At 61.1% G+C, this 2,130-nt stretch carries 2 protein-coding genes; both read right to left on the minus strand.

Going from position 1 to position 2,130, the window contains the following annotated elements; all coding sequences use genetic code 11:
- On the minus strand, window positions 1-1,061 hold a 1,061-nt coding region (locus tag FN369_RS08370; RefSeq protein WP_374728769.1), incomplete at its 3' end, for an AAA family ATPase.
- A gap of 40 nt (window positions 1,062-1,101) precedes the next feature.
- Window positions 1,102-2,049: an NAD-dependent epimerase/dehydratase family protein gene (locus tag FN369_RS08375; RefSeq protein ID WP_142525709.1), complete on the minus strand. Its 948-nt coding sequence runs from the start codon at window positions 2,047-2,049 to the stop codon at window positions 1,102-1,104.
- Window positions 2,050-2,130 lie beyond the last annotated feature (81 nt).

Raw genomic sequence — 2,130 nt, forward strand, 5'->3', positions numbered from 1 at the left:
GCGGCGCGCGCCGCGATGAGGCGAAGGGCGCTTTCGGTGAAGCGGAGCGAAATGCCGTAGGCCTGAAAGGCGGCGACATACTGACGGAGGATCGAGCCCTCCGATTCCTGGAGAATTCGGAAAAGGTCGTCCGCGTTCAGAGGCTCGAAGAAGACTCGGACCGGCAGCCTCCCGACGAATTCCGGCTCCAGTCCATATTCGATGAAGTCCGCGGTGGTTGCTTCCTTGACCGCCTCTCGGCCGTCGGCTTCGGCCCCCTGCGGGCGAAATCCAATGTGCCCCCGGCGCATCCGGCGCGCCACGATTTCCGGAAGCCGGGTAAAGGCTCCGCTCACCAGGAAGAGAATGTGCCGCGTGTTGACCGTCCGCTTGGACTGCCGGCCTCCGCGCTGAAAGTCGAGCATGGTCTGAATCTGCCCTTGAATATCGTAGGGAGCCCGCACGGGAACCTCGGTCTCTTCGAGCAGCTTGAGGAGATTCGCCTGCACTCCCCTCCCGCTGACATCCCGGCCCATCGAGTTGAATCCCGCAAGCTTGTCGATCTCGTCCAAGTAAACGATGCCATATTGTGCGATGGAGACATCCCCCCCCGCTTGTTGCACCAGCTCGCGGACGAGGTCTTCGACATCTCCTCCTACGTAGCCCGTTTCGGAAAACTTCGTGGCGTCTGCGCGGACCATCGGGACTCCGATCCGTTCGGCCAAGCAGCGCACGAGGTAGGTCTTTCCCACGCCGCTTGGACCAACCAGGAGGACGTTCTGCTTGACGTAGTGGGGGAGCTCCTCGCCGGAAAGAGCGGCGCGCACATGGTTGTAGTGGTCGCAAACGGCAACGGAGAGAACCCGCTTCGCCTCCTCCTGTTGAATCACGAAGCGATCGAGATAGGCCTTGATCTCCTTCGGAGTAAACGTAAAGGAACGGATCTGTTTCTCGAACTCTTCCCGGTTCTTCCCCTCCTTGTTTTCGAGAGGAACTTGCGGTTGCGGGGGGGTGAAGGCACGAAACATCTCTTGGAAGCGGCGCTGCCACTCCTCACTATCGGGGAACTGCGGAGAGCTCACGAGCAAAAGATCGGCGAGAATTTCGAAAGAAGCAAGGGTTCTACTGCGCAAGCTCGCGGCCGAGCCAGCCCGATGCAGAATAGGCTTCAATCCCTTTTTCCAAGGAGAAGCGGGGTCGATATCCCAAGGCGGCTTCGGTGGCTGAAAGAGCGGCTTCGGTATGAGGCTGAAAGAACCGATAGGGACAGGGGAAATATTCCGGCTCCGCCTGGGTGCCGAGGACGGTGTTGAGGCAGAAGACCACCTCGTTGAAGGATCGGGCCTTTCCGGAGCCGACGTTGAAGACGCCCTCTCCCTTCGTCACGAGGCCGGCGGCCAACGTGGCCTCGATCGCATCGGCGACGTAGACGAAATCCCGCTTCTGGCTCCCGTCGAGGAAGAGCCGCGGTCGTTTCCCCGCGCGCATCTGGCGGGCGAGTTGGCCGATCATGCTCGCCGAGCTCCCCTTGTGGGTCTCCCGGGGGCCGTAGACGTTGAAGTAGCGAAGCCCGGCGAGAGAAATTTGCGGATTTTCTCCGGCGAAGCGCTTCGCCAGATGCTCCATTTGGAGCTTGGAGAAGCCATAGGCATTGGCGGGCCGTTCCGGGTCGCCGACCCGATTCTGCCCGGAGGAGGAGATTCCATAGACCGCGGCGGAAGAGGCATAAACCAGGCGGAGCGACTTTCCGGCGAGGCAAAAGAGCAGGTGGCGCCAACCTTCCACATTGGCGCGCATCTGGGTCGCGGTGTCGGTCACGGTCGTGTCGGTGATCGAAGCCAAGTGATAGACGACTTCAGGGGAGCGCTCTCCGAAGAGACGATGCCAATCGAGTCGGCCGACATCGACGGTGATCAGATCCCCGCGAAAGCCTGCGAGATTGAGGAAGGAGCCGCTCCGGAAGTCGTCGACGAGGACGATCTCCGCTCCCGGCTCCCGGCGCTGGATCTCTAAGGCTAGATTCGATCCGAGGAATCCAGCCCCGCCTGTGATGAGAATGTCTTTTGCCATAGCTCCCTATCCTCCCCTTCCGTTCCCTCGTCCGCCAGCTCGTAGAGAAGGACCGCAGCACAGAAAAGGGCTGCGGTCTCC

Source organism: Methylacidimicrobium cyclopophantes (genome assembly GCF_902143385.2).
GTDB classification, from domain to species: Bacteria; Verrucomicrobiota; Verrucomicrobiia; order Methylacidiphilales; family Methylacidiphilaceae; genus Methylacidimicrobium; species Methylacidimicrobium cyclopophantes.

What these genes read in the sequence shown, in the direction of transcription:
- FN369_RS08375 (WP_142525709.1), bottom strand. Translation starts at nt 2,049, where the DNA reads ATGGCAAAAGACATTCTCATCACAGGCGGGGCTGGATTCCTCGGATCG.